This window comes from Kitasatospora sp. NEAU-69 (assembly GCF_057158765.1).
On sequence record NZ_JBWXUE010000001.1, the window covers coordinates 276164 to 299215 of the forward strand.

The following is a 23052-nucleotide window of genomic DNA, read 5'->3' on the forward strand; positions in this document are numbered from 1 at the left end:
TCGCCCTCTCTCAGGCCTCGGTCAGCGGACCGTACGCCTCCGGGCGCCGGTCGCGGTAGAACGCCCACTGCTGGCGGACCTCTTCGATCAGCCCGAGGTCGAGGTCGCGGACCACCAGCTCCTCCTCCTTGTCGGAGGCCGGCTCGCCGACGAACTGCCCGCGCGGGTCGACGAAGTAGGACGTCCCGTAGAAGTCGTTGTCGCCGTACTCCTCGGTGCCGACCCGGTTGATCGCCGCCACGAAGTACTCGTTCGCGACCGCCGCGGCCGGCTGCTCCAGCTGCCACAGGTACGCCGACAGGCCCCGGCTGGTCGCGGAGGGGTTGTAGACGATCTGCGCGCCGGCCAGACCGAGCGCCCGCCAGCCCTCGGGGAAGTGCCGGTCGTAGCAGATGTAGACGCCGACCTTGCCGACCGCGGTGTCGAAGACCGGCCAGCCCAGGTTGCCGGGCTTGAAGTAGTACTTCTCCCAGAAGCCCTTGACCTGCGGGATGTGGTGCTTGCGGTACTTGCCCAGGTAGCTGCCGTCGGCATCGATCACGGCCGCGGTGTTGTAGTACACGCCGGGCTGCTCCTCCTCGTACACCGGCACCACGATCACCAGGCCCAGTTCGGCGGCGAGCGCGCGCATCCGGCTGACGGTCGGGCCGTCCGGGACCGGTTCGGCCCAGCGGTAGTGCTCGGGCTCCTGCACCTGGCAGAAGTACGGCGCGTTGAAGACCTCCTGGAACCCGATGATCCGGGCCCCCTGCGCGGCGGCCTCACGGGCGTACCGCTCGTGCAGCGCGATCATCGACTCCTGGTCGCCGGTCCACCGGGTCTGCACCAGCGCGGCGCGGACGATCCGGGACGGCGACGGCTCCGGCTGGGCCGGCGACTGCTGCGGCTGGGCCGGCGGCGTGGGCTGGGCTTGGCTCGTGCGCTGGGCTTGGGTCATGAGACCGCTCCTGGATCAGTGAGGGCTGACAAGGCCAACGACCGGTGCGGCCGCGCGTCACTGCGGCGACCGGGTGAGGGTGACGGCGCGACGGGCGGACGGGGGAGGCGCGTGATGTCCTTGAGACTCCCCAGCCCGGGGGCGGTCGAATCCGACACTCTGTCATCCGTCATCGTTTTCCCCTGACAGCGGGACAGTTCCGTCCGACCCGTCCGACTTCGACCCGTCCGACTTCGAGGTGCCCGGCATCGCCGGATGCCGGCCGAGCACGATCACCCCGACCACCATCGCGAGCAGCCCGATCACCTCCCAGGCCAGCGCGGCCGGCGTGACCCGGAGCCGGTCGCCGAGGAACCCGACCGCGCAGACGATCCCGGCCAGCGGCTGCGCCGCGGTGAGCGCGGGCAGCGACATCCGCAGCGGCGCCAGCTCGAACGCGCTCTGCACCAGCAGCAGTCCGAACGCGCCCAGCCCGACGACGGCGTACGGCTCCCAGTGGTGCAGCGCCAGCGTGACCCCGCCCTGATCGATCCGGCTCGCCGTCTCCCGGGTCAGCGCGTCCTGCAGCCCGTAGAGCAGGCCGGCCGCGAGCGCGAGCAGCGTCGCCTCCTCGAAGATCGGCAGCCGGCGGGCCAGCGAGACCAGCAGCAGCGCCAGCCCGGCCACCACGCCGAAGACCAGCCAGTGCCGCAGCTCGCCCGGCGGTGCGCCACCGCTCTGCGGACTGCCCGCCACGATGAACACGGTCACGCCGAACCCGATCAGCAGCACCCCGCCCCAACCGCGCCGGCCGAGCCGCTGCTTGGTCAGCACACTGGCCAGGGCCATCGCGAAGACCAGGTTCGTGGTCAGCAGCGGCTCCACCGCCGAGACCGATCCCTTGCTGAGCGCGGCCGCGCTGAGCACCAGACCGGTCACCATCGCGACCAGGCCGGCCAGCCACTCCCGCATCTTGAGCAGATCGAGCAGCAGCCGCCAGCGCAGCAGGTCGGCACGCGGCGCACGCTGGGCCGCGTGCTGCTGGAGCACGAAGCCGAGGCCCAGGCAGCAGGCCGCGCTGATCGCCAGCAGGAAGACCGCCAAGCAGGATCACCAGCCGTCGTGTGGTCATCCGCGCTGCCACCCCGCCGGGGTGAGGCACGGGCTCGGCACGGAACCGGGCTGCCAGCCTAACCCCGCCCGCCCACCCTGCCACCGGGCCTGCAACCCCGCGTGTCGGCCACCAGCCGAGCACCCGCACGGCCCGCCGGCAGCCTGCTCGTGGCCGCTGCGCTTGGCCACCACGCGCTGCCGTGCCGCTGCCGCTGCCGCTCTCCCCATCGCAGCCGCAGCGCCCGGCCGCCCGGCCAACGCTGGCGCCCGGCCGCCCGCCCGCGATACCTGGCACGTTGCCGCCGCCGCACCGCCGCACCGCCGCACCGCCGCCGACCGCCGCACCGCCGCCGACCGCCGCTCCTTTGCGGTCGCGCCCGGCTGCGGCGGTGGCGCCGGGCGGGCCGGAGCGGGCTCGGTGATCGGATAATGGAGGGGGCAGAAGGAGGCAGCCATGATCGTCCGGATCTGGGAGGCGCGGGTCGCGCCGAAGATGGCCGCCGAGTTCTGCGCGTTGCTGAGGTCCGAGGTACTGCCGAAGCTGGACGGCTTGGACGGCTACCTCGGCGGTGAGCTGCTGCGCTCGCTGCCGGACAACACCCATCGGGTCCTCATGGTCACCCGCTGGCGCGACGAGGAGTCGCTGCGCGGGTATGCCGGACCGCTGTGGGCGATCCGCCCGGTCTGGTCGGAGCAGGAGCTCAGCTACCTGGACCACCCGCCGCAGGTCGCGCACTTCACGGTCCTCAGCACCGACTGAGCCACCACCCCCGCCACCCGGCCGCCGCTCGATCCGTTCCCGCCTGCCGCCTGCCGCCTGCCGCCTGCCGCCTGCCGCCTGCCGCCTGCCGCCTGCCGCCTGCCGTCCGGTGGTCCGCCGTCCGGTGCCTGGTCGCCTGCCGCCGTCCGCCCGGCCCTTCTCCCTCCCGCCGTCCCGTCGTCTCGCCGCCCGCCTTCCGCCCCACCCCCGGAAATCCGTGGCGCCCCCGACCGGCCCCCGTTACGGTCAATGCCGTCCGCATCCGGCCAGCGCGTGAGGTGCCCTGCATGACCGACGTCCGATCAGCTCCGCCCACCCTGCTCCGTCGCCTCACCCCGGCCGACCTGGACGCTTGCCTGACCCTCTCGGTGGACCGCGGCTGGCCGCTGGATCCGGCGAAGTGGGGCCTGCTCTTCGAGGTCGGCGAGGTGTACGGCCTGGACGCGCCCGACGGCGACGGGCTGGCCGGCTGCGTGGTGGCCACCCGGTACGGGACGCGGATCACCGCGATCGGCATGATGCTGGTCGCCGCGCGTTACGAGCGCCAGGGCCTCGGCCGGCGCCTGATGACGCACGCGATGACCCACTCGCCGGGCGAGACGGTCGCGCTCACCGCCACCGCGGCCGGCCGGCCGCTGTACGAGGCGCTCGGTTTCCGCGCGCTCGGCGGCTGCCACCGGTACGTCAGCACCGGCTGGTCCGGCGCCGCGCCGGCCGCCGCGGGCCGACCCGGCGCGCCCCGCCTGGCCCGGGCCGAGGACCTGCCCGCGCTGCTCGCACTGGACGCCGACGTCTTCGGCGCCCCGCGCCCGGAGCTGCTGACCCACCTGCAGACATTCGCCTCGCGCTTCGCGGTCATCGACGGCCCGTCGGACTCCGACGGCCTGGCGGGCTCGCCGGTCGCCTTCGGCGGCGTCTGGCGCAACGCGGAGGACAGCATCATCGGCCCGGTCGTCGCGCCGGACACCGCGACGGCGCTCGCGCTGATCGCCGACCTGGCGGCGGCCACCGACGGTCCGCTCCGGCTGGACCTGGAGGACCGCCACCCCGCGCTGATCGACTGGGCCGAGCACCACGGCTTCGCGTTCGGCGGCACCATGACCCTGATGATCCACGGCGCCGACCTGCCGGGGGACCGCGCGCGCCTGTTCAACCAGGTGATGGTGGCCCTGGGCTGACCGGGGCGCCGGCGCCTGTCGTCCGACCCCAGGCCGGCCGTAGACCGCAAAGACCGCAAAGGTTTCTTCGCAAAGAGTCTTTTGCAAAGAACCCTTTGCGGTCTACGCTCCTGCCATGTCCGAAACCGATCCCCGGCCAGTGCCGGACCCCTCCCGCATCGCGCTGGACGCCAAGGGCCTGCGCGCGCTTGCCCACCCCGTCCGGGTCCGCCTGCTCGGCCTGCTGCGTCAGCACGGCCCGTCCACCGCCACCCGGCTCGCCGAGCGGATGGCGCTGACCTCCGGCGCGACCAGTTACCACCTGCGCCAGCTCGCGGCCGCCGGTTTCGTCGCGGAGGACACCGAGCGCGGCAACGCGCGTGAGCGGTGGTGGCAGGCGCTGCACGAGACGACCACGTTCGGCGACAGCAGCCTGATGGAGACCGAGCCCGAAGCCGCGATGGCCTACGTCCAGTCGGTCGCCGCCACGTACGCGCTGCGCACCCAGCGGGCGATCAACGAGCTCCCGACCATGCCGCAGCAGTGGCGAGAGGTCGCGGACATGAGCGACTGGGCGCTGCGGCTCACCCCAGAGCAGACGCGGCAGCTGGACGAGGAACTGATCGCCGTCATCGAGCGATTCCGTGCCGTCGAGAGCACGGACCCGAGGGCAGAGCGGGTCGGCCTGATCCTGCAGCTGCTGCCCGAGCTCGGGGACGACGCATGACGGCCGTACTATCCCCACCGTCCCCACCGTCCCCACCGTCCCCACCGTCCCCGCCCGCCGCACCGGCGCCGACTCGTCGAATACGCCCGTTCGCCACCCTCCTGACCGCACTCGGCGTCTCACTCACCGGCACCCGGGTCTCCGCGATCGCGCTTCCCTGGTTCGTACTGGCAACCACCGGCAGCGCGACCCGGACGGGCCTGGTCACCTGCTGCGAGCTGGCGCCGTACGTCCTCGTCAAGGCGCTCACCGGACCACTGATCGACCGGCTCGGGCCGCGCCGGATCTCCTGGACCACCGATCTCGCCAGCACGGCGGTGGCCGGACTGCTCCCGCTGCTGCACGCCTGCCACCTGCTCACCTTCAGCCGGCTGCTGGTCATCGTCGCCGTGCTCGGCGCGGTGCGCGGGCCGGGGGACTCGGCCAAGCACGTGATGGTCCCGGCGGCGGCCGAGCACAGTGGCCTGCCGCTGGAGCGGGCCACCGGGCTGGCCGGGGTGACCGAGCGGCTCGCCTCCACGGCAGGCCCGATGGCGGGCGGCGCGCTGGTGGCGCTCTGCGGGCCGATGGCGGGGCTGGCGGTCAACGCCGGCGCGTTCGCGCTGGGCGCCGTGCTGGTCGGCCTCGGCCTGCCGCGCGCGATCGGGCACCTGGCCGACACCCGGGCGCCGGCCGTCGCCCGCCAGCCCTCGGTCGGCTACTGGCGAAGCTTCGGCGAGGCCCTGGCCTTCGTACGCGGCGAGCCGCTACTGCTCGCGATCACCGTCATGGTGGCCGTGACCAACCTGCTGGACGCGGCCTTCGGCTCGGTGCTGCTGCCGGTCTGGGCCCGGACGTCCGGCGGCGGCCCGGCCGTGCTCGGGCTGGTCGGCGCGGTCGGCGGGATCGCCGGCGTCGTCGGCAGCCTGATCGCGGCTGCGGTGGCGCACCGGCTGCGCCGACGGCCGGTCTTCTTCCTCGGATTCCTGCTGGCCGGCGCACCGCGGTTCCTGGTGCTCGCCGCGCATGCGCCGCTCTGGCTGGTGGTCGCGGTCTTCGCGACGGGCGGTCTCGGCGGCGGGTTCCTCAATCCGATCATCGGTGCGATCGCGTTCGAGCGGGTGCCGCGCGAGTTGCTCGGGCGGGTCGGTGCCCTGGGCGACGCGCTGGTCTGGGCCGGGATACCGCTCGGCGGGCTGCTCGCCGGCCTTGCGGTGGGCGCGGTCGGCCTGGTGCCGGCCCTGCTGGCGGCGGGCGCGGCGTACTTCGTCACCACCAACCTGGCCGGGCTGCGGCCGGAGTGGCGCGAGATGGACCGGCTGCGCGGACGTGGGGCGGCGCCCGCCGCCACCCCACACGCCGCCGAAGCGTCGCCGAGCGCGTAGCGCTCGTACAGGACTGCCGCGCCGGTCCGTCCCGTCAGCCGCCGAAGTTCAGCGCGTAGAGCGCGGCCGGTGAAGTGCTCGTGACGTAGTCCATCGGGACCGTCCCGAGCACCGGGCGGGTCGAGTGGTCCAGCGCCGACAGGTAGCCGGAGAGCCGCGGTGCCATCGCCTCCGCCGCCTGCGGCGGCCACAGGCCCCAGCCGGAGGAGGAGGTGAAGGTGATGAAGAGCCGCTGCGGGTCGGTGCTCGCCCGGGCCGCGTCCAGGTGGGCCGAGACCTCCGGCCACTTGCGCGAGGCGATGTCGAAGATGGTGTCGATCTGGTAGTCGTCCTCCAGGTCCATCAGCGGCCCGGCCCAGCCGATGCCCGGCAGCCCCGAGCTGTCCGCGAGCAGCACCACCCGGCCGCGCACCTCGCCGAGTTGCGGCACCCGGTCGTCCGACCAGAAGAGGCCGGGCCAGCGGGACTGGTAGGTCGCGAAGAGCGCGGCGAAGTCGGCGTCGGAGACCGTCGAGTACTCCTGCTTGACCCGCATCAGCACCGTCTCGCCGGGGTGCTGGGCGAGGAAGGCCTGGCACTCGTTGAGCACGTCACCGAAGAAGATGTTCTGGAAGACCGGGCCGTGGTGGATCGCGAAGACGCCGTTGATCGCGCGGCAGCGGATGTCCAGGAACCGGATGCCGGCGGCCAGTTGGTCGGTGACCGAGAGCGTCTGGCACTGCGTGAGCGGACCGCCGTAGAGCGAGCAGGTGTCATGCGTGCCGGGCAGCGTGAGGCGGGCGAGCTGTGCGCTGTCGGGGAGCGCGGCGAGCCAGTCGGAGCCGGCCGGGACGTCGGCTCCGGTCGCCGCTCTGGTGGCGGCCCAGCCCTGCTGTCCGCCCAGGCCGACGACGGCGGTGGTCACACCCAGGGCGAGGGCGGTACGGGCGAAGGCCCGTCGGCTTATCCGATGATTCGTCAGTTCCACGGTGAACTCCCCTTGTTGGCCGGGCCGGTTGGCATGGCCATTATTGGGGCGTGGGCGCCGTCGGGGTAGGCCGCGGGAGGATCGTAGGCTGGTCCGATGACCACCACCCCGCAGGGCCCCGCCGGCGTTCCCGTGCTGAGCGAAGCCTTCCTCGCCTTCTGGGCCGAACGCCACATCTGCACCCTGACCACCCAGCGGCCGGACGGCACCCCGCACGTGGTCCCGGTCGGGGCGACCTACGACCCCGAGACCGGGATCGCCCGGGTGATCACCAGCGGTGGCAGCCGCAAGGCCCGCAACGTCGCGGCGGCGGGGGAGGCCGGCGCCCGGGTGGCGCTCTGCCAGGTGGACGGCGGGCGCTGGGCCACCCTGGAGGGCGTGGCCGTGCTGCGCACCGACCCGGCCTCGGTGGCCGACGCCGAGCAGCGGTACACACGGCGGTACCGCGCGCCGCGGCCCAACCCGGAGCGGGTGGTCATCGAGATCACCGTCACCCGCACACTCGGGCGCGGCACCTCACCCGCCGCCCCGGCTGCTCCCACTACCCCTGCGTGAAGGCGGCCGCCGCCGTCCGCACCGCGCCGAGCACGGACGCCTCGGCGCCCAGTACCCGCGCCCGGACCAGCACCGGGTGCGACCGCACCGCCGCGCCCGCCCGGACGTACGCCGCCCAGCGCCGGTCGAACTCCGCCTGCTCCCCGGCCTCCCAGGTGCAGCGCTGCACGGCCTGCCCGGGCTCGGGAAAGGCAGCCTGCCGCCGGTCCCGGACGGCCAGCGCGTAGTCGCCGACCGCGCGGTCGGCGGCGAGCACCGCCCGCTGCAGCGCGATCAGATCGGCGGGGACGGCGAGCGCGGAAGCCGCGGCACGGGCGCGGGCGGGAACGGGGACAGGAGCGGTAGCGGTGAACACATTGGTCACCCTAGGCCGCCGCACTGACAATCCCTGAACCTTCGCTCAAGCCCTGCTGGACCGCAGGTTTGACCGGCCGTCAAGACGCGTCTCGTCACCGTGCGGCGGTCAGAGCCCGGCCGGCCAGTTGTACGAGCTCGCGACGCTGACCTGTGCGTTCTCGCTCGCCGTGCCGTAGACCAGGGCGATCTCGTCGTGCGCGCCCAGCACGATCGCGGCCGGGTCGCCGGTGACCGGCTTGCCGTTCACGTACGCGGTCAGTGTGTGGGTGGCGTCGGTGTGCAGGCCGCCGAGGTGGTCGGCGCCGACCGAGACCTGCCACTCGGTCAAGAACTGGCCGAGCGTGAAGTCGGCCTTGACCGGTGACTCGATGTGGATGATCCCCGAGGTGTCGTGGGTGTGCAGCGGGCTGATCTGCTGCGCGCTCTCGTCGATGCCGATCAGGGCGGGGACGGTGACCGGCTTGCCGTCGGCGTAGACGTCCAGGTGGGCGTGGATGTGCTCGACCGTGCCCTCAGCCGAGAGCATCGGCAGCCCGGCGGCGGCGACGGCGGCCGCAGGGTCGGCCGGGGTGTCCCATGGCGGGGTGCCGGTGCGGCCGTCGGCCGTGGTGCGCGGCTGGGCGGGGATCGACGCGCTCGCCGAAGCCGAGGTGGTGGTGCTGCCGGCCTTCGAGCCGCTGCCGCCGCCCGTGGTGGCCACGGCGGCCACCACGCCGCCGACCAGGATCAGGCCCGTGAGGCCGATCGCCGAGCGGATCAGCAGCCGCTGCCGGCGCTCGTCGCGCAGCTGTGCCTGCCGGGCGGCGGCCGCCTTGGCGCGTCGGTCGGCGGGGTTCTGCGGCTGCTTGCCGTTGCTCTGCCTGGCCATCTGGGGATCTCCTGCTCGACGGTTGCGGTGTGCGGTGCGGTTGCTTCGAATTCGAACCTCCCCATTCGACGGTACATGATTGAACGATAAACAAATGATGAAGACAGGTCGCTCGCGCGAGGATGATCAGATGAATCCCGTGATCACTCGACCCGCGCTCGCGGACGCACCCGCGCTGAGCGCCCTGCTGCTGGCCTGCTGGCTGGAGACGTACCCGAACGCCGAGGCGGGGATCACCGAGCAGTGGATCATCGAGCAGCGTGCCGAGCTCGGCACGCCCGCAGGTGTCGCCGGCCATCGTGATGCGGTGGAGCAGGCGCTGAGCCGGCCCGAGCAGGCGTTCTGCCGGGTGGTCCGGGCGGGCGGCGACGGCGCCGGGATGCTCGGTCTCGTCCACGGGCGGCGCGTCGAGGACGGCAGCTGCACGCTCGGCCCGATGTACCTGCTCGCGGCCGCCCAGGGGCACGGCCTCGGCCGCCGTCTGATGAGCGAGTTCCTCGACTGGGCGGGCGACAGCGTGGTCCGCCTCTGGGTGACGGAGTACAACGGGCGCGCCGTCCGGTTCTACGCGGACCACGGCTTCCGGCCCACCGGGGAACGGCTGCTCTGGCGCGATCGGCTGCCCAATATCCGGATGGAGCGCGCCGCCGCAGCGTCATGTCCGAAATCCGCCGGATCCACTGCGCGCGAGGCGGCAGGGTAGACACACGGCACAGTAGTAGGGGTGCCCCGCAACACGAGCAAAGCAGTACGAGCAGAGCAGTATGAGAGAAGAGGTCCCGGCGATGACCAGCACCGTGCACACCACGATCGACAGCCCGCTCGGCGAGCTGCTGCTGGTCGGCGAGCCGTCCGCGACGGCGCCCGGCGGGCTCGCGCTCTGTTCGCTGTCGATGACCGGGCAGAAGGGCGCCGCCGTCGCCCCGGAGCAGCCGGCCGAGCCGGCCGCCTTCGCCGCGATCACCGAGCAGCTGCGCGCTTACTTCGCCGGGGACCTGAAGGACTTCGACGTCGAATTCCGCACCCACGGCACCGAGTTCCAGGAGCGGGTCTGGCACGCGATCGACACCGTCCCGTACGGCAGCACGACCAGCTACGGCAAGCTCGCCGAGCAGATCGGCGCGCCGCGCGCGGCGGTGCGTGCGGTCGGCACCGCGATCGGGGCGAACCCGCTGCTGATCCTGCGCCCCTGCCACCGGGTGATCGGCGCGAACGGTTCGCTCACCGGGTACGCGGGCGGGCTGGAGCGCAAGGAGTACCTGCTGGCCCACGAGGGCGCCCGCCCGGCGACGCTGGCCTAGCGACGCACCGGCCCCCGGGACGCACTGAGGGCCCGGTTCACGCACCGCAACGTGAACCGGGCCCTTCGGTGGTGCTCGTCGGGCGACCCGTCAGCTGTCGGACAAGCAGCTGACAAGCCTCGACGATCAGGCGATTGATCTGGCGATCGAGTGATCAGCGGATCGGTTGATCAGCTGATCGGCTCGAAGTAGCCCGATCAGTACGCCTGGTGCGCCTGCCAGAAGACCCACGCGGCGTTCGGGCTGCCGTAGGTGGTGTTCATGTAGTCCAGCGCCCACTTGATCTGGGTGGCCGGGTTGGTCTGCCAGTCGGAACCGGCCGAGGCCATCTTGTTGCCGGGCAGGGCCTGGGGCAGGCCGTAGGCGCCGGAGCTCGGGTTGGTGGCGGTGACGTTCCAGCCGCTCTCGTGGGTGATGATCTGGTCGAACGAGGCCAGCTGGTCGGCCGGGACGATCGAGGCGGCGAGCGCCTGCAGGCCGGCCGGGGTGTTCGCGACCGGGGCGGCGAGCGCGGTCGTGGTGACCGGGGTGCTCGCGGCGGCGGGAGCGGCCGGGGCGGCCGGAGCCGGCGCGGCGGGAGCCTGCTGGGCCGGGGCCTGGGCGGCGTGGGCCGCGCCACCGAGGGTCAGCTGCTGGCCCGGGAAGATCGAGTCGGGGCCCTTGGTGAGCACGGACTTGTTGATGCTGTAGAGCTTCTGCCAGCCGCCCTGCACGTTGTGCGTGTCGGCGATCTTGGACAGGGTGTCACCGCTGACCACGGTGTAGCCGGCCGGGGCGGCCGGAGCCTGCGGGGCGGCGGCCTGCGGCGCGGCGGCGGCCGGGGCGGCAGCGGGAGCCGCGACCGGGGCGGTGTGGCTCGCGGCGTGGTGCGCCGGGTAGGAGTGGTGGAGCGGCGCGGCGGAGGCGCCGGTCGCGGCGATCACCGGAAGGCCGGCACCGACACCGGCGACCACGGAGGCCGCGATGATGCGCTTGATGGTGCTGCGAGTGGGCAGGCTGATGCGACCGTTGACGGACAGCATGAAGTGCTTTTCCTCTCCCACGCCTGCGAGGTGAGCTGTCGGATTCGGGCTGGAGTTGCCCGGCCGCGCAAAAGAGCGCGGCTTCACCCCAAGCCCCGCCCGGACAGGTCCGGGTAGGGCGACTTACCTGTGGTTCCCCCGCCCCTGCCGTGGTGCTGATGGGTGCACGTGCCCACTCGTTCCGGCGGCAGGACTCGGCGTTCCGGAGAGTGGGGTCCGTCTCGTGTGGAGACGAACGAGTAGGACCGTAAGCGGGACGAAGGTCCTAGCACAAGTCGGTGTGAGCTGTCTCATGTCGGGGCCGTAATGTCCGAAAGATCCACAACAGTGATCCATAACGATTGCGTCCGCATGATCGGACCGGCCGCACCCGCGTGATCGGTGGGCCCGCGCCCGCGTGATCGGCTCACCCGCACCCGCGTGATCGGTGGGCCCGCCCGTCGCCGGGCGGGCCGCCCGATCGATCGTCAGCCCGCGTGCCAGCCCGTCGGATCGACGCCACCGGGCACGTCCGCGGTGGGGTCGTACGGAGTGCGGGTCAGCACGAAGCTGCCGAGGTCCAGGTGGCTGACCGTGCCGTCGGCGCGGCGCACCACGCGCAGCGTCTCGCCCGCGTAGTAGCCGTCCAGTCCGGTCCAGGTGCCGTCCGGCTCGGGCACGAACCGCGAGGTGCGGGCCGGGCCGCCGAGCGCGGTGAGCTCCAGCGCGCGGCCGGCCCGCAGGTGCAGCCCGAGCGCGGAGGGGCCCCAGTACCAGGGACCGGTCAGCGCGAGCAGCTCCGGATCGGCGTCGGTGAACGGGCGCCAGGGCGCGGGGAGCGCGGGCTCGTACTCGGCGGTGATCGCGACCAGGTCCTTGGCGACCGCGCCGATGCCCCGGCCGGCGGTGGTGTTGGCGAGGGTGATGGCGGCCACATCGTCCTGCTCGCTGAACCAGAGCCCGGCGAGGAAGCCGGGCATCGAGCCGCCGTGGCCGACCAGCAGCCGGCCGCCGTCGCGGATCAGCTGCACGCCGAGGCCGTACGAGGAGCCCAGGTCGGCGTCCTCCGGCGCGGCGACGGGCCGGCGCATCTCGGCGAGCGTCTCGGCGGCCAGCACCTTCTCGCCGGAGCCGCCGTCACCACCGGTCGCGTCGGCACTGCCGGCCAGGAAGGCGGCCCAGCGGCAGAGGTCGGCGGCGGTCGACCAGAGCTGACCGGCCGGCGCCATCGCGCCGGTGTCGGTGAGCGGCTCGGGCAGCATCACGTCGGCCCAGGGGTGCACCGCGAAGCCGTCCACGTGCGGGGCCTGCGGCAGCGGCGTGGTGCGGGTCATGCCGAGCGGCTCCAGCACCTCGCGCCGCAGCACCTCGGTCCAGGGCTCGCCGCGCAGCCGCTCGACCAGCGCGCCGAGCAGCGCGTAGCCGGGGTTGGAGTAGTGGAAGCGCTCGCCGGCCGGGTGCCGGAACGGCTGCTCCTCCAGCAGGTCGGAGAGCTCGGGGCGCAGCGTGCCGGCGGTCCGCTCCCACCAGGGGCCCGGGGTCTCGGCTGCCAGTCCGGCGCTGTGGCTGAGCAGTTCGCGGATGCTCGCCCGGCCGGCGGCGGTGCCGGGCAGGTGCTGCTCCAGCGGGTCGGAGAGGTCCAGCAGGCCCTCGTCGCGCAGTTGCAGGACCAGCACGGCGACGAAGGTCTTGGAGATCGAGCCGATGCGGTACTGGACGTCGGCGGTGGGCTCGTGCCCGACGATCATGCTGCGGGCGCCGGTCCACACCGGATGACCGCCGCGGACCACCGCCCCCACCATGGACGGCGCGCGCCCCTCCGACTGGCCGACGGCCAGCCGGTGCAGCAGGGCGCGGCGGGTGGCGGGCAGCAACTCCGGGGGCAGGTGGGGCATCTGATCTCGCAATCGAGACGGGCCGCACGGCGGGAATGCGGCCGGACTGCTTGACTTTACCCGGGGGCACCCGCCGGAGCTCGCCATTAAAGGACGCCAACGCCCGAGCCCCGGTTGCCGTTCGGCCGGGCTGCCCGCGGTTCGCTCGGCCGGGCTGTGCGCTGTCCGTCCAGTGGCGCTGCCCGCTGTTCGTCCGGCCCGGATACCCGCTGGTCAAGTGGAACGATTCGTCCCGCTATGCTGCCCGGGGCCGCCGAGTCGTCGGCCGAGGAGCGAGGGGGAGACGGTGCAGCAGCCCGAGAGCGCACGTGACATGACGGCCCTTCAGGCGGACCGGCCGCATCCCGCCCGGATCTATGACTACTGGCTCGGTGGCAAGGACAACTTCGGCCCCGACCGGGTCGCCGCCGAGAGCGCGATCAGTGCCTCCGCCGACATCCCGCAGGCGGCGCGGGAGAACCGGGCCTTCCTGCAGCGCGCGGTGCGGCTCGCCGCGCAGGCCGGGGTTCGCCAGTTCGTCGACATCGGTGCGGGCCTGCCCTCGCCGGGCAACGTGCACGAGGTGGCGCACTCGGTCGCACCGGACGCCCGGGTGGTCTACGTCGACAACGATCCGATCGTGCTCACGCACGGCCGCGCGCTGCTGGCCGACAACCACGCCACCACGGTGCTCACCGGTGACGTCCGTGAGTTGGAGGAGCTCTTCCAGCGCCCGGAGCTGCTCGACCTGATCGACTTCTCGCAGCCGGTCGCCGTGCTGCTGGTCGCGGTGCTGCACTTCACCACGGACGAGCAGGCGCACCGGGCAGTGCGCCAGGTCCTGGAGCGCGTCGTGCCGGGCAGTTACCTGCTGCTCTCGCACAGCACCCACGAGGGGAACCCGGAGCGAGCGGCGGCGGTCGCCGCGACCTGGGACAAGACCGACACCGGCATCCGGCTGCGCACCCGCGAGCAGGTCGCCGAGCTGATGGCGGGCTGGGAGCTGCTGGAGCCCGGGGTGGAGTTCGTGCCGCTCTGGCGCCCGGACGGGCCGACCGAGGGCACCACGCGCTGGATGTACGCCGGGGTGGGCCGCAAGGTCTGAGCCTCCGTTCGCCGAGTACGGTGTGGGCCCCGGGGCGCCGGGGATTTTGCCTTTGGGGAAAGGGAACGCTGGTTTCGGGGTTCTTCCCGTGGGTTCTTGTCTTCCCCCCCACTCGTATTCTCTCCCCCCCCCCCCCCGGGGCCCTGCGCGTTCAGGGTCCTGTTCGTTCAGCGCCCGTCCGGCCGCGCGACCTGCGCCGGAGGGCGTCGAAGGTCTCGCTTCCGTCTCTTTTCGGCGATCTTTGTGGCAGCTGTTGACATATTTCAACAGAACCAAATACTTCTCAACATACGGCTGGTGAGCCGCCCCCAATCACCCGTTCGCCCCGGTCTCCGGCCGGGATTCTGCGCGTACGGTGACGGGCTGCCAGCCGCTCCCTCACAGAAGGTGTTTGGAATGGTTGATTCCTGGTTGGTTTCGCCGCGCGCAGCCGAGCTGCGTGCGACGGTGCGGCGTCCCGCGCTGCGGCGCTTCGGCGCGCTCGCGCTCTCCTCGGCCGTGCTGTCGGCCATGGTCCTGACAGGCGCTCAGCAGGGCGTCGCGGCCACCACCGCGACCACCCCGCCGCTGAACAACGGCCTCGCGCTGACCCCGCCGATGGGCTGGAACTCCTGGAACTCCCTCGGCACGGGCGTGACCGAGCAGCAGATGATCGACACCATCAACTACATGTCGTCCAACGGCCTGGTCGCGGCCGGCTACAACACCGTCACCATCGACGACGGCTGGTCGGTCCCGTACCGCAGCGGCCAGACGAGCAACTTCGCGAAGACCGCCTACGGCTCGATGCAGCTGTACGACAACAACGGCAACCCGGTCAGCGGCACCGACGGCACCGGCAACGACCCGACCACCGGTCACCTGGTCCCCGACCCGAACCACTTCCCGTCGCAGACCGTCAACGGCCAGACGATGAACGGGATCCAGTACCTCGCGTGGTACGCGCACGGCAAGGGCATGAAGTTCGGTCTCTACAGCACCGACACGTACACGACCTGCCAGGGCCACCCCGGCAGCCTGGGCCACGAGAGCACCGACGCGAGCGACTTCGTCTCCTGGGGCGTCGACTACGTGAAGTACGACGACTGCCCGTACGGCCCGGCGATCACCGGCTCGGACGGCCACAACTACGGCACCCAGGGTGAGGGCAAGGAGCTCACCCAGTCGATGTACGCCCGGGTGCAGACCTTCCAGAAGGCGCTGGACGCCGCCTCCGCCGCGCAGGGCCGGCCGAAGGTCGCGCTGAGCGTCTCGGCGCAGCCCGTGCACACCGGCGTCCCGTACCTGCTGAACGCGAACGACCCGGCCCGCACCGACTCGGTGATCGCCGCGGCCGGCACCCCGCAGTACGACGCGCCGGGCTACGCGCCCACCGGCGTCTGGTGCGGCCAGGTCGCGAACCTCTGCCGGATCGGCGGGGACCGCAACAGCGACCTGAACGGCGTGCTCTACGGCGGCGTGCTGCAGACCGCGCTGCAGTACCCCGGCAACGTCCGGCCGGGCAGCTGGAACGACATGGACATGATGTTCGCCGGCTGGAACGACGTCTACGGCGACTACGGCGTCACCGACACCTGCTCCTGCCACAAGCCGTTCACCGACACCGAGTCGCAGACCGAGATGTCGATCCTGTCGATGATGGCCTCGCCGCTCATCTCCGGCGCCGACTTCCGCACCGCCGCCGAGTCGCAGCAGACGTACAACGGCGCCACCTGGTCCACCGGCCTGAGCGCGAACTCGCTGGCCATCTACAAGAACAGCGACGTCATCGCGGTCGACCAGGACACGCTCGCCAAGCCCGCCACGCTCGTCGGCAGCGCCCCGAACTCGCAGACCGCCCCGTTCGTGCTGCGCCGTCAGCTCGCCAACGGCGACACCGTGGTGCTGCTGGTCAACCAGGACCCGAACAACACCCAGACGGTCGGCACCAGCCTGAGCGCGCTGGGCCTGAGCGGCAGCAGCTACCAGGCCGAGGACCTCTGGAGCAAGGGCACCAGCACGCTCAGCGGCTCGTTCAGCGCGAGCGTCGCGCCGCACGGCGTCGTGATGTACCGGATCGCCTCCGGCGCGACGACCACGCCGGCCGTGATCGGTGACGGCAAGTTCCACGGCCTCTCCAACGGCGGCGCGAGCGGCTACGGGCTGGAGGTGCAGGGCCACTGCACCGCCGCGATCAACGGCCCGGCCGACATCAACGCCTTCGACCCGACCCACACCTCCGAGCAGTGGCAGTTCGCCGCCAACGGCGACGGCACGGTCCGGATCTTCGACAACTGCAACACCGCGACCCAGGTGAACAGCGTGCTCACCGGCGGCGGTGGCGCGGGCTCGCCGGTCACCCTCGCCGCGAGCTTCGACCCGAACAACTCGGCGGAGAAGTGGCGGGTCGGCCAGAACGCGGCCGGCGCGCTGGTGATCACGAACGTGGCGACCGGTGCCGTCCTCGACTCCGCCGGCAGCGCGCTCGGCTCGGCCGTCGTGCAGAACCCGGCGAACGGCGCGAGCACCACGCAGAGCTGGACGCTGCTGAACTGACCCACCCCGGCGGCCTCGGCCGCCTCCGAAGTCGGCCTCCGCTGCGCCCGGAGACCGCCTCCCCTGAACCCCGGTGCCCCGCAGCTCGCCCCCAGGAGCTGCGGGGCACCGGCCATTGCCGAACTAGGATGGCGCGGATGAGACGCCGCCCGAAGCCTGTCGCCGCGCCCCTGCCCCAGCGGCACGGGGTCGACCCGGTGCGGCTGCGGCTGCCCGCCGAGGACACCTGGCCGACGGTGGCCGCCTACCTCGCGCACCGGCTGCCTGACGGGGTCGCGGACCGGTTGGACGAGATGCTGCGCGGTGGCGAGATCATCGGACCGGACGGCCCGGTCGGCACCGGCACGCCGTATCGCGCCGGCACCAGCGTCTGGTTCCACCGCGACCTGCCGGCCGAGGTGCCGGTTCCGTTCCCGATCGAGCTGGTCCACCGGGACGAGCACCTGGTGGTCGTCGACAAGCCGCACTTCCTGGCCACCACGCCGCGCGGCAGCCATGTCGTGCAGACCGCGCTCTCCCGGCTGCGGCACGACCTGGCGCTGCCCGAGCTCAGCCCGGCGCACCGGCTGGACCGGCTCACCGCCGGGCTGGTGATGTTCGTGGCCCGCCCGGCCGACCGCGGCGCGTACCAGACGCTCTTCCGCGACCGCGGCATACGCAAGGAGTACGAGGCGATCTCCCGGCACGACCCGGCGCTGGCGCTGCCGCGCACGGTGAGCAGCCGGATCGTCAAGGAGCGCGGGGTGATCGCGGCCCGCGAGGAGGACGGTCCGCCGAACGCGCAGAGCCGGATCGAGCTGCTGGAGCAGCGCGCCGGACTGGGCCGCTACCGGCTGACCCCGCACACCGGGCGCACCCATCAGCTGCGGCTGCACATGAGCGGCCTCGGGCTGCCGATCCTGGGCGACCCGGTCTACCCCGAGGTGCTGCCGGAGCCGGCGCCGGACGACTTCCGCGACCCGCTCCAGCTGCTGGCGGCGGGTCTGGCGTTCACCGACCCGGTCACGGGGGAGGAGCGCCGCTTCCGCTCCCGTCGCACGCTGGCGGCCTGGCAGGCCTAACCCTCGCTGCTCGGCGGTGCCCGGCGGCATGGGAGGGTGTCCGCATGACCGCCTCCGACGACGCCCAGCGGCACCTGGCCGAGCTGCGCGAGCTGCTGATCTCCCGCCCGCCGATGGCGCGTCCGCTGCCGCCGTTCGACGTCGCCGACGCCCCCGAGCGGCCCGGCGAGCTCTTCGTGACGTGGCTGCTGGCGGCCCTGCGCGCGGACGTCCCGGACGCGCAGGTGGTCACGCTCGGCACCATCGACGCCGACGGGCACCCCGACGCCCGGATCGTGGTGCTGCGCGACGTGGACCCGGCGGCCGATGCGTGGTGGTTCGCCGGTGACCTGGACAGCCCCAAGGGCCGCCAGCTCGCCGCGGTGCCGTGGGCCTCGCTCACCTTCTACTGGCCCGCGCTCGGCCGCCAGGTCCGGGTGCGCGGTCGGGTCGCCACGGGCGTGGCGGACCGGGCCGCCGCCGTCTTCCGGCTGCTCAGCCCGGCTTCGCGGACCGCCGCACTGGTCGGGCGGCAGAGCGAGCCGCTGACCGGGTCGGCGCAGTTCCAGGCTGCCTGGCAGACGGCGGCGGGCGAGCTGGCGGCGGATCCGGCACTGGTCCCGGACGGGTACACGCACTGGGTGGTGCGGGCCGAGCAGGTCGAGTTCTGGCAGGGGGACGCCGGCCGCGAGCACGTCCGGCTGGCGTACCGGCGCAGCACGGACGCCGGCGGCGACGGGGGCAGCGACGGGGACAGCGACGGCGACGGGGGCCCGGGCCGCTGGGAGCGCGGACTGCTCTGGCCCTGACACCTGGCCCTGACACCTGGCCGCGACGTGTGGCCGCGGCCACTGGCGCCCTGAAAACTGACGTTCCGGGCGCGGCTGCTCACCCTCCGTCGATGATTTCAGCGTCGGTTCCGGTGGCGTGCACCACATCGAACCCCAGGCGAGGCGGCCCCACTGGCTGGTTTTCGGTGGTTTTGTCCGGTTCTATCCCACTTGTTCCCGCAGGTAACAGCCCCTGACCTGGGTCGATTCAAGAATCATTGATATCCGCTCGGTGGTTGCCTAACTTCGTTCTCAGTGCAGCGAGCACAACCCGGGTTCACCCCCAGCGCACCGCACCGGTGCCCACCGCGTGACCGACTCGAACAGGTCGCCGGGGGAGTGGGAGTGGCCAGGAGCAGTCAGTGGCGCGTCGGATGCGCGCCCGGCCGTCCGCAGGACGCGGCAATTCGGATCTCCGACCCCTCCGGGGGTGTGGTTCCGTGCGCCCGCCCGGGGTTCGTCGAAGGGATTCACATTGACTTTCCGTAACGAGAACACCGCCACCACTGCTACCGCCCCCAAGAAGCGCAACCGCGTTCGGATGGCGGTCATGGGTGGCGTCATCGCCGCCCTGCCGGTGGCGGGCCTCGTCGCGGCCACCACGGCCTCTGCCGCGCCGGCGTCCACCTGGGACGCGGTCGCGCAGTGCGAGGCCACCGGTAACTGGGCCATCAACTCCGGCAACGGCTTCTCCGGCGGCCTGCAGTTCACGCCCTCCACCTGGGCCGCCTTCGGTGGCACCTCGTACGCCCCGCAGGCCTGGCAGGCCACCAAGGACCAGCAGATCGCGATCGGCGAGAAGGTGCTGGCCGAGCAGGGCCCGGGTGCCTGGCCGATCTGCTCCGTCAAGGCCGGCCTGACCAAGTAGTCCTGGCCGCCGATCAAGGCCGGCGCCCACCGCCATGGGCCGCCATGAAGCCGCATGCCGTGCTCCCCTTCTGACAGGGGGGAGCACGGCATGCGGCTTTTCTGGCGGCCTATGGCCGACCGGCGCTGCTCAGGCGCCGCCGTCCGCGTCGCCGCGCAGGCCCGGCCAGTCGAGGACGAGCTGTTGCCGGCGCGGCAGCCGCGAGACGATCAGGTCGTAGGAGTCCTCGATCAGCTCGCGGACCAGGCCGTCCGGCAGCGAGCCGTCCAGCACGACCGTGTTCCAGTGGCGCTTGTTCATGTGCCAGCCGGGGATGATCGCCGGGTGCTCCTCACGCAGCCGCACCGCGAGGTCGGGGTCGCACTTCAGGTTGACCCGCAACGGCCGCCCGTCCAGCGAACTCAGCGCGAACACCTTCCCGCCCACCTTGAAGACCGAGGTCTCGGGACCGAACGGGAACGTCTCCTCGGCGCCGTTCAGGTCGAGACAGGCGGCCTTGAGCTCATCGGGTGTCATCGTCATGCGGACAGTCTGCCGGTCGCCACTGACCGCCGCCGCTATCGACCACCGCCCGGGCGGCTCTGCACCGACACGTACCGCACCCGCATCGGATGCCCGGGTTCGGTGCCCGGACCGGCCGTGCCGCCGAAGGCCGCGGGCAGCCCGCCGCCGACCGCGACGTCCAGCACCAGGAACTGGCCGTGGTGGACGGCGCGGTCCCAGGTCGCCGGGTCCATCTGAGCCGCCGTCACCCGGTGGTACTCGGTGCCGTCCAGGTACCAGCGGACCTCTTCGGGCGAGGTCGAGTAGTCCACCTCGACGGCGTACGTGTGGAAGCCGGACCGGCAGCCCGCGCAAGGGTGTTCACCCGAGCCGAGGCCCTGCGGCTCCTGGCACGGACCGCCCTGCGCGGTACCGCAGTGCATGGTGCCGAAGACCGCGTCGCGGCCGTTGACGTTCTCCATCACGTCCAGCTCGCCGACGCCGGGCCAGCCGGTGAAGCCGTCGCGCAGGCCCGCGCCGAGCGTCCAGAACGCCGGCCAGTAGCCGGCTGCGGCCGGGCCGGTGACGTCGGGGAGTGCGATCGACGCCTCGATCCGCAGCACGCCGCCGGGCGGTGGCGCGAAGTCCGAGCGCTTGGACTCCAGGCGGCCCGAACTCCATTGGCCGTCCCGGACGGTCGGCGTGATGTCCAGTGCGCCGTGGCCGTCCAGCTGGACGTTCGCGGTCGAGTCGGTCATCGTCTCGACCTCACCGGTGCCCCACTGGGCGGCCGGGCAGCCCGGGTAGCAGGTGCCGGTGTCGTACTGCCAGAGCGCGCCGGACGGCCGGGTGCCGGCCGGGCCGTCGAAGTCGTCGCGCAGCAGCTGGGTCCAGCCCGCGCCGGTCGTGCCAGTGCCGGCGCCGGCGCCACTGCCTGCGTTGTTGCTGCCGCTGCCGCTGCCGCTGCCGCTGCTTCCGCTGGCGCCCGTCGCCGCCCGCGCGGGGATCAACCCGGCATCCAGCAGCAGCCGTTCGATGCGTGGGGTGAGGACCACGACGGCGGTGTTGGTCAGGTGCGCGTCGTCGCGGTAGAGCAGGATCCGTTGCAGCACCGCAGGGCAGTCCCGCCCGGAGCCAGGGCAGAGCACTGAGTTGACCTCGACCGACTGCACGCCCGAGCCGTGTCCCGCCGCACTGTGACCTGCCGAGATCTGGTCGGCCAGCGGATCCGGCCACTGTGCGGCGGCGCGGGCGAAGTCGCAGGCAGCCGGGTCGCCGGTGTGGCCGGAGACGCAGGCGGGGACGTCCTGGCCGGGGACCGGGGTGTCCTTCAGATAGACGATCGGCACGCCGAGCGCGCGCAGCGGGGCGAGGGTCTGATCCCAGGCCCGGGTGAGCAGTTGGGTGTCGGCGGTGTAGCGGTTGAGCGAGCCGATCACGATCAGGCGCGGTTTGGGCTCGTGTTGCAGCCGGGCCAGACTGTCCGCCCGCCAGCTGTCGCACTCGCGATACTCGCGGCCCAACTGCGGATTGGTCACCGTCAGTTGCGGCAGCGGGCAGCCCTGCTTGACCAACTCCTCCAGCGCCCAGTGCCGTTCGGCCGCGATCGCGAGCATCGCGGAGAACCACTGACCGGCGTGCGAGTCGCCGAGCAGCACGATCCGGTCCGGGCCGGCGGTGTCGCCGAAGAGGCACGGCGGGCTGCTGACGGCGGTCGGCGGCACCTCGCAGGCGCCGTCCGGCGGGAAGTCCTTTCGGGCCTGCGCGGCGGTCGGCACCACCACTCCGGTGGCTGCGGCGGCAGTTCCGTTCGCGGTGGGCATCAGCAGCGAGTTGCCGGTCGGCGCGCCCGGCGGCAGGCCGGCCAGGTCCACCGGCGTGCCGGTGCCGAGCAGCCGCAGCGTGCCGGTGCCCACCACGAGCGCCAGCACGACCGGGACGATCACCATGCCGATCCCCAACGAGAGCCCCCGCCTGGGCAGTTCGGTGACCACCGGGTTGCGGCGCAACGGCCGCTCGACCCAGCGCAGGCTACCGGCGGCGGGGAGCGCGGCGGCCGCGGTCAGCGCGAGCTTGGCCGGCCAGCCGAGCGTGCCCAGCCGCGCCTCGGCCAGCACCAGCACCGGCCAGTGCCACAGGTAGAGGTTGTAGGAGAGCCTGCCGATCGCGCGCGGCACCCGGGTGGCCAGCAACCGGCCCGGACCGTAGTCCGGCTTGTCATCCGCCGCCGGGTGGCCGTCCGGGCGGCTCGGGATACCGGCCAGGATCACGGCTGCCGCCCCGAACGTGGGCAGCAGCGCCGCGTAGCCGGGGTAGCGGGTGCTCGCGTCGAAGTCGAGCACCGACCAGGCGATCGCCGCCGCTCCGGACCAGCCCAGCAGCGCCCGCAGCGGGCGCGGACCGGACAGCCGGTGCCAGGGCAGCATCGCGAGCAGCGCACCGACGCCGAACTGCCAGACCCGGGACGGCGTGCCGAGATAGGCGAGCGAGACCGAACCGTGCGTCCAGCGCAGCGCGAGCGCGAAGGAGGCCACCGTGACGGCGCCGGTGACGGCCATGGCGAGCACCCGCACCGAGGGGCCACGCCGCAGCCGGTTGTCCGCCGCCGAGTGCCCGGTGTGCGGGTGCCCGGCCTGCGCGCGCTTCGCCAGCAGCCGGCCGGTCAGCCAGGTCAGCAGGGCCAGCGCCGGTGCCCAGAGCAGGTAGAACTGCTCCTCTACCGCGAGCGACCAGAAGTGCAGCAGCGGGCTGGGGTCACGGCCCGCCGCCAGGTAGTCGGTCTGCTCGGCGATGAAGCGCCAGTTCGCGGCGGAGAGCGCCGCCGCGAGGACGTCGTGCTCCAGGTCGGCCCGGCGCAGCGGCGCCGTGAACCAGACACCGGCGATCGACACCACCGCCAGCACCAGCGCGGCCGAGGGCAGCAGCCGCCGGGCCCGCCGGGAGTAGAACTCGGCCAGCCGGATCCGGCCGGTGCGGACCGCCTCGCGCAGCAGCTGACCGGTGATCAGGTAGCCCGAGATCACGAAGAAGACGTCCACGCCGACGAAACCGCCGGCCAGGTGTGGCACACCCGCGTGGAAACCGAGCACCGCGAGCAGCGCGACCGCGCGCAGCCCCTCGATGTCGGGCCGGAAGCCGGCGGCGCGGGCGGGCGCGCTCGGGCGCGCAGGGGGAGGGCCGGGTATGACCACCGGCTGGGCGGGCAGTTCCGCAGTAGTACTCAGGGGCATC

21 protein-coding genes and 1 riboswitch are annotated in these 23052 nt (G+C 72.9%); of the genes, 12 read left to right on the forward strand and 9 right to left on the reverse strand.

The window, feature by feature from the left end; genetic code table 11:
• Positions 1–10: 10 nt before the first annotated feature.
• A complete protein-coding gene (locus tag AC060L_RS01140) occupies positions 11–937 on the reverse strand; it encodes a nitrilase-related carbon-nitrogen hydrolase (RefSeq protein ID WP_483796292.1) in 927 nt (308 codons plus the stop codon).
• Positions 938–1099: 162 nt separating this feature from the next.
• Positions 1100–2020 (reverse strand): DMT family transporter, encoded by a 921-nt coding sequence (locus AC060L_RS01145; RefSeq protein WP_483796293.1) that lies wholly within the window; start codon positions 2018–2020, stop codon positions 1100–1102.
• A gap of 463 nt (positions 2021–2483) precedes the next feature.
• On the opposite strand from AC060L_RS01145, the gene AC060L_RS01150 reads away from it, so the two are divergent.
• The 4 genes from AC060L_RS01150 (at position 2484) to AC060L_RS01165 (ending at position 6037) form a co-directional block, all read left to right on the forward strand.
• Entirely contained in the window at positions 2484–2789 is a 306-nt protein-coding gene (locus AC060L_RS01150) for an antibiotic biosynthesis monooxygenase family protein (RefSeq protein WP_483796294.1), read from the forward strand.
• A 287-nt stretch (positions 2790–3076) separates the two neighbouring features.
• Positions 3077–3967: a GNAT family N-acetyltransferase gene (locus AC060L_RS01155; protein ID WP_483796296.1), complete on the forward strand. Its 891-nt coding sequence runs from the start codon at positions 3077–3079 to the stop codon at positions 3965–3967.
• A 115-nt stretch (positions 3968–4082) separates the two neighbouring features.
• Complete coding sequence (locus tag AC060L_RS01160; protein ID WP_483796298.1) at positions 4083–4673, forward strand: helix-turn-helix domain-containing protein; 591 nt, start codon at positions 4083–4085, stop codon at positions 4671–4673.
• Entirely contained in the window at positions 4670–6037 is a 1368-nt protein-coding gene (locus tag AC060L_RS01165; RefSeq protein ID WP_483796300.1) for an MFS transporter, read from the forward strand. Before AC060L_RS01160 ends, AC060L_RS01165 begins: the two co-directional genes overlap by 4 nt.
• Before the next feature lie 34 nt (positions 6038–6071).
• Here AC060L_RS01165 and AC060L_RS01170 read toward each other — a convergent pair whose 3' ends face one another.
• Positions 6072–7004, reverse strand: a complete 933-nt coding sequence (locus AC060L_RS01170; protein WP_483796301.1) for a phosphatidylinositol-specific phospholipase C — start codon at positions 7002–7004, stop codon at positions 6072–6074.
• A 96-nt stretch (positions 7005–7100) separates the two neighbouring features.
• On the opposite strand from AC060L_RS01170, the gene AC060L_RS01175 reads away from it, so the two are divergent.
• Positions 7101–7559, forward strand: a complete 459-nt coding sequence (locus tag AC060L_RS01175; protein ID WP_483796303.1) for a pyridoxamine 5'-phosphate oxidase family protein — start codon at positions 7101–7103, stop codon at positions 7557–7559.
• Here AC060L_RS01175 and AC060L_RS01180 read toward each other — a convergent pair.
• Together AC060L_RS01180 and AC060L_RS01185 are read right to left on the reverse strand one after the other, a co-directional pair.
• The gene (locus tag AC060L_RS01180; RefSeq protein WP_483796305.1) at positions 7546–7914 is read right to left on the reverse strand and encodes a hypothetical protein; all 369 of its coding nucleotides are present in this window, start codon (positions 7912–7914) and stop codon (positions 7546–7548) included. The two genes, AC060L_RS01175 and AC060L_RS01180, sit on opposite strands and share 14 nt — an antisense overlap.
• Before the next feature lie 108 nt (positions 7915–8022).
• On the reverse strand, positions 8023–8784 hold the full coding sequence (locus tag AC060L_RS01185; protein WP_483796307.1) for a hypothetical protein: 762 nt from the start codon (positions 8782–8784) through the stop codon (positions 8023–8025).
• 130 nt (positions 8785–8914) lie between these two features.
• Here AC060L_RS01185 and AC060L_RS01190 point away from each other — a divergent pair, with 130 nt between their 5' ends.
• Positions 8915–9487: a GNAT family N-acetyltransferase gene (locus tag AC060L_RS01190; protein ID WP_483796309.1), complete on the forward strand. Its 573-nt coding sequence runs from the start codon at positions 8915–8917 to the stop codon at positions 9485–9487.
• An 82-nt stretch (positions 9488–9569) separates the two neighbouring features.
• Positions 9570–10085, forward strand: a complete 516-nt coding sequence (locus tag AC060L_RS01195) for a methylated-DNA--[protein]-cysteine S-methyltransferase (protein WP_483796310.1) — start codon at positions 9570–9572, stop codon at positions 10083–10085.
• A 197-nt stretch (positions 10086–10282) separates the two neighbouring features.
• Here AC060L_RS01195 and AC060L_RS01200 read toward each other — a convergent pair whose 3' ends face one another.
• Positions 10283–11107, reverse strand: coding sequence for an aggregation-promoting factor C-terminal-like domain-containing protein (locus tag AC060L_RS01200; protein ID WP_483796312.1), 825 nt, complete (start codon positions 11105–11107; stop codon positions 10283–10285).
• 5 nt (positions 11108–11112) lie between these two features.
• Positions 11113–11238: riboswitch (cyclic di-AMP (ydaO/yuaA leader) on the reverse strand.
• Positions 11239–11574: 336 nt separating this feature from the next.
• Positions 11575–12981 carry a serine hydrolase domain-containing protein gene (locus AC060L_RS01205; protein WP_483796314.1) on the reverse strand — a complete coding sequence of 469 codons (1407 nt, stop codon included), beginning with the start codon at positions 12979–12981 and terminating at the stop codon, positions 11575–11577.
• 313 nt (positions 12982–13294) lie between these two features.
• On the opposite strand from AC060L_RS01205, the gene AC060L_RS01210 reads away from it, so the two are divergent.
• The 5 genes from AC060L_RS01210 (at position 13295) to AC060L_RS01230 (ending at position 19338) form a co-directional block, all read left to right on the forward strand.
• Complete coding sequence (locus AC060L_RS01210) at positions 13295–14065, forward strand: SAM-dependent methyltransferase (RefSeq protein WP_483796315.1); 771 nt, start codon at positions 13295–13297, stop codon at positions 14063–14065.
• 396 nt (positions 14066–14461) lie between these two features.
• Entirely contained in the window at positions 14462–16600 is a 2139-nt protein-coding gene (locus tag AC060L_RS01215) for a hypothetical protein (protein WP_483796317.1), read from the forward strand.
• Between the two features lie 137 nt (positions 16601–16737).
• The gene (locus AC060L_RS01220; RefSeq protein ID WP_483796319.1) at positions 16738–17661 is read left to right on the forward strand and encodes a pseudouridine synthase; all 924 of its coding nucleotides are present in this window, start codon (positions 16738–16740) and stop codon (positions 17659–17661) included.
• A 44-nt stretch (positions 17662–17705) separates the two neighbouring features.
• Positions 17706–18449 (forward strand): pyridoxine/pyridoxamine 5'-phosphate oxidase, encoded by a 744-nt coding sequence (locus AC060L_RS01225; protein ID WP_483796320.1) that lies wholly within the window; start codon positions 17706–17708, stop codon positions 18447–18449.
• A 496-nt stretch (positions 18450–18945) separates the two neighbouring features.
• Entirely contained in the window at positions 18946–19338 is a 393-nt protein-coding gene (locus tag AC060L_RS01230; protein ID WP_483796322.1) for a transglycosylase family protein, read from the forward strand.
• Between the two features lie 129 nt (positions 19339–19467).
• Here AC060L_RS01230 and AC060L_RS01235 read toward each other — a convergent pair whose 3' ends face one another.
• The gene (locus AC060L_RS01235; RefSeq protein WP_483796603.1) at positions 19468–19854 is read right to left on the reverse strand and encodes an MmcQ/YjbR family DNA-binding protein; all 387 of its coding nucleotides are present in this window, start codon (positions 19852–19854) and stop codon (positions 19468–19470) included.
• Between the two features lie 41 nt (positions 19855–19895).
• Positions 19896–23051 (reverse strand): acyltransferase family protein, encoded by a 3156-nt coding sequence (locus AC060L_RS01240; RefSeq protein WP_483796324.1) that lies wholly within the window; start codon positions 23049–23051, stop codon positions 19896–19898.
• Position 23052: the final 1 nt, after the last annotated feature.

What these genes read in the sequence shown, in the direction of transcription:
- AC060L_RS01140 (WP_483796292.1), bottom strand. Translation starts at nt 937, where the DNA reads ATGACCCAAGCCCAGCGCACGAGCCAAGCCCAGCCCACGCCGCCGGCC.
- AC060L_RS01150 (WP_483796294.1), top strand. Translation starts at nt 2,484, where the DNA reads ATGATCGTCCGGATCTGGGAGGCGCGGGTCGCGCCGAAGATGGCCGCC.
- AC060L_RS01155 (WP_483796296.1), top strand. Translation starts at nt 3,077, where the DNA reads ATGACCGACGTCCGATCAGCTCCGCCCACCCTGCTCCGTCGCCTCACC.
- AC060L_RS01160 (WP_483796298.1), top strand. Translation starts at nt 4,083, where the DNA reads ATGTCCGAAACCGATCCCCGGCCAGTGCCGGACCCCTCCCGCATCGCG.
- AC060L_RS01165 (WP_483796300.1), top strand. Translation starts at nt 4,670, where the DNA reads ATGACGGCCGTACTATCCCCACCGTCCCCACCGTCCCCACCGTCCCCA.
- AC060L_RS01175 (WP_483796303.1), top strand. Translation starts at nt 7,101, where the DNA reads ATGACCACCACCCCGCAGGGCCCCGCCGGCGTTCCCGTGCTGAGCGAA.
- AC060L_RS01185 (WP_483796307.1), bottom strand. Translation starts at nt 8,784, where the DNA reads ATGGCCAGGCAGAGCAACGGCAAGCAGCCGCAGAACCCCGCCGACCGA.
- AC060L_RS01190 (WP_483796309.1), top strand. Translation starts at nt 8,915, where the DNA reads ATGAATCCCGTGATCACTCGACCCGCGCTCGCGGACGCACCCGCGCTG.
- AC060L_RS01195 (WP_483796310.1), top strand. Translation starts at nt 9,570, where the DNA reads ATGACCAGCACCGTGCACACCACGATCGACAGCCCGCTCGGCGAGCTG.
- AC060L_RS01200 (WP_483796312.1), bottom strand. Translation starts at nt 11,107, where the DNA reads ATGCTGTCCGTCAACGGTCGCATCAGCCTGCCCACTCGCAGCACCATC.
- AC060L_RS01205 (WP_483796314.1), bottom strand. Translation starts at nt 12,981, where the DNA reads ATGCCCCACCTGCCCCCGGAGTTGCTGCCCGCCACCCGCCGCGCCCTG.
- AC060L_RS01210 (WP_483796315.1), top strand. Translation starts at nt 13,295, where the DNA reads ATGACGGCCCTTCAGGCGGACCGGCCGCATCCCGCCCGGATCTATGAC.
- AC060L_RS01215 (WP_483796317.1), top strand. Translation starts at nt 14,462, where the DNA reads ATGGTTGATTCCTGGTTGGTTTCGCCGCGCGCAGCCGAGCTGCGTGCG.
- AC060L_RS01220 (WP_483796319.1), top strand. Translation starts at nt 16,738, where the DNA reads ATGAGACGCCGCCCGAAGCCTGTCGCCGCGCCCCTGCCCCAGCGGCAC.
- AC060L_RS01225 (WP_483796320.1), top strand. Translation starts at nt 17,706, where the DNA reads ATGACCGCCTCCGACGACGCCCAGCGGCACCTGGCCGAGCTGCGCGAG.
- AC060L_RS01235 (WP_483796603.1), bottom strand. Translation starts at nt 19,854, where the DNA reads ATGACACCCGATGAGCTCAAGGCCGCCTGTCTCGACCTGAACGGCGCC.
- AC060L_RS01240 (WP_483796324.1), bottom strand. Translation starts at nt 23,051, where the DNA reads ATGCCCCTGAGTACTACTGCGGAACTGCCCGCCCAGCCGGTGGTCATA.